Below are 2,627 nucleotides of genomic sequence, written 5' to 3' on the forward strand. Positions count from 1 at the left end.
AGGTCGCGCGTGCGGTGCAACTCGAACTGTTCTACTCGAAGCGGCAGATTCTCGAAGCGTATCTGAACGACGCACCGTACGGCCGCAACGTCGAAGGCGCGGGCACCGCGAGCGTCGTCTATTTCGACCGGATGCCCGACGCGCTGACGCTGCCCGAAGCGCTCGCGCTCGCGGTGATTCCGCAGGACCCGGCGCGGCGCGTGCGCGGCGGGCAGGACGCGATCAACCGCGCGCTGGCCGCGTCGCGCAACCGGCTGTATGCGCGCTGGCTGACGAAGCATCCGCGCGATGCGTCGCTCGCGCCGTTGTTCGCGTTGCCGCTCGCGATGCGGCCGCTGTCCGCGTTGCCGTTCGATGCGCCGCATGCGGTCGACCAGGCGCTCGCCGCGCGCAGCGCGTGGCGAACGACGTCGGGCGCCACGGCGGCCGATGGCGATCGCGATGACGGCAGCGATGGCGGCGCGCGGCTCGTGACGACGCTCGATCTCGACCTGCAACGCACGCTCGAACGGCAGATTTCACGCTACGTCGCGCGCAACGATACGCGGGGTGTGCGCAACGCAGCGGCCATCCTCGTCGATACGCGCGACATGGGCGTGAAGGCGCTGGTCGGCTCCGCGAACTTCTTCGACCGGACGATCGACGGGCAGGTGAATGGCACGCTCGCGCGGCGCTCGCCGGGCTCGACGCTCAAGCCGTTCATCTATGCGCTCGGCTTCGACCAGGGCGTGCTGCATCCGCAGACCGTGCTGCGCGACGTGCCGACTTCGTTCGGCCCTTACGCGCCGGAGAATTTCGACGGTCATTTCCTCGGGCCGATCACGGCGACCGACGCGCTGAACCGCAGCCGCAACGTGCCGGCCGTGTGGGTCGCATCGCAGCTCAAGTCGCCGGACCTGTACCGGTTCCTGCAGGACGCCGGCGTGCGCCGGCTCGCGAGCGCGCAGCACTACGGGCTCGCGCTCGTGCTCGGCGGCGGCGAAGTGACGATGCAGGATCTCGCGGCGCTCTACGCGATGCTCGCGAATCGCGGCGAGTTCCGGCCGCTGCGGCTGCGCGCGGACGAACCGGCGCTGCCCGGCCGACGCCTGCTGAGCACCGAAGCGAGCTACATGACGATGGACATGCTGCGCCAGCACCTGCGCCCCGACGAGACGAGCGGCGCGCAGCCGTCGAGCGTGCCCGTGTACTGGAAGACCGGCACGTCATGGTCGTTCCGCGATGCGTGGACGGCCGGCGTGTTCGGCCCGTACGTGCTGGTCGTGTGGGTCGGCAACTTCGACAATTCGACCAATACCGCGTTCGTCGGTGTCGATGCGGCCGCGCCGCTGTTCTTTCAGGGCGTCGATGCGATGAATGCGGAACGTACGCTCGTCGAGCCGCCGCGCGCGGTGCCGCCGAACCTGAAGCGCGTGCGGGTCTGTCTCGCGAGCGGCGACCTGCCGAACGAGTGGTGTCCGCAGCAGGGCTGGACGTGGTTCATTCCAGGCACGTCGCCGATCCGCGTGAGCACCGTGCACCGGCCCGTCGTGATCGACGACGCGACGGGGCAGGCCGCGTGCCCGCCGTACGACGGCAAGCGCACGCATACGGAAGTCTTCGAGTTCTGGCCGTCGGATTTGCAGCAGGTGTTCGCGCAGGCCGGCATTCCGCGCCGGCGGCCGCCGCAGAATGCGGCGTGTCGCGATGCCGGGCAGGTCGAAGGCGACCCGCCGCGCATCACGTCGCCGCTGCGCGGCAGTACGTATGCGATGCGCGTGAAAAGCACCGACGAAACGCGTATCGCGTTCAACGCGACCGCCGATGCGAGCGCGCATGCGCTGTACTGGTTCGTCAACGACGCGTACGTCGGCCGCAGCGCGCCGGGCGATGCGCTGTTCTGGCAGCCGCGCACGGCCGGCAGCTATACGGTGCGGGTGGTCGACGATCACGGCCGCAGCGACCAGCGGCCGCTGGGCGTGGGGCTGGAACAGTAAGGCGCGCGGCCCGCGCGCGCCGGTTCAAACGCTGTAGCCGATCCGCAGTACACCCCATGACCGTCCGCCGACGACGATCGGCGCGGACACGTCCTTCATCAGCGCGAACTGGCCGTTGCCCATGTCGCGCCGATAGGTCTGCAACAGGAACGGCTTGTCATGCGCCACGGACATGCGCGCCGTGCGGTCCGTGTAGATCCGGCGGTTCCGGCAATTTGCCGCATTCCACGCGGCGTCCGAGCGCTGAGGCAGCGAGAACTTGCGGTTGTGGGTCGGCAGGTAGCACTGCCGGTCGAAGCTCGCGCAATAGACGACGCGTGCGTCGACGTCGAGCACCGGCTCCTGGATGGCGGGCAGCACGCGATCGGTAAACGCCGTGAAGCGCGTCATGAACTGCTGCGGGTCGGTGCCGGGAATCGGTTCGTAGTGCGTGTCGAAGAGCGCGTCGAGCGTGATGTCGCCGCGGCCGACCGCGTCCTCGAAGAGTTTGCTGATTGCGGCGGCCGTGCTTCGCGCGGTGTCGATCAGGCGCGTGTCGGGCGATTCGATGCCGGTCGCGGCGGTGAGCTCGATCAGCGTCTCGGAGACGGAGAGCAGATTGCCGAGCCGGTCCTTGGCCTGCGAGAAATTGTCGGCCGAGTTCTCGACGCC

At 69.1% G+C, this 2,627-nt stretch carries 1 protein-coding gene and 1 pseudogene; one reads left to right on the forward strand and one right to left on the reverse strand.

Translation table 11 applies throughout. The annotated features are described in order from the left end of the window. Positions 1–1,976: penicillin-binding protein 1C (gene pbpC, locus JMF90_RS32750; RefSeq protein WP_201325986.1), on the forward strand; the 1,976-nt coding region annotated here is incomplete at its 5' end. 24 nt (positions 1,977–2,000) lie between these two features. Here the strand turns inward: pbpC and JMF90_RS32755 are convergent. Then, positions 2,001–2,627: pseudogene (locus tag JMF90_RS32755) on the reverse strand (methyl-accepting chemotaxis protein); the annotation flags it as partial.

The sequence above is a fragment of the Burkholderia sp. E168m23 genome (assembly GCF_016586125.1).
Classification (GTDB): Bacteria; Pseudomonadota; Gammaproteobacteria; order Burkholderiales; family Burkholderiaceae; genus Burkholderia; species Burkholderia orbicola.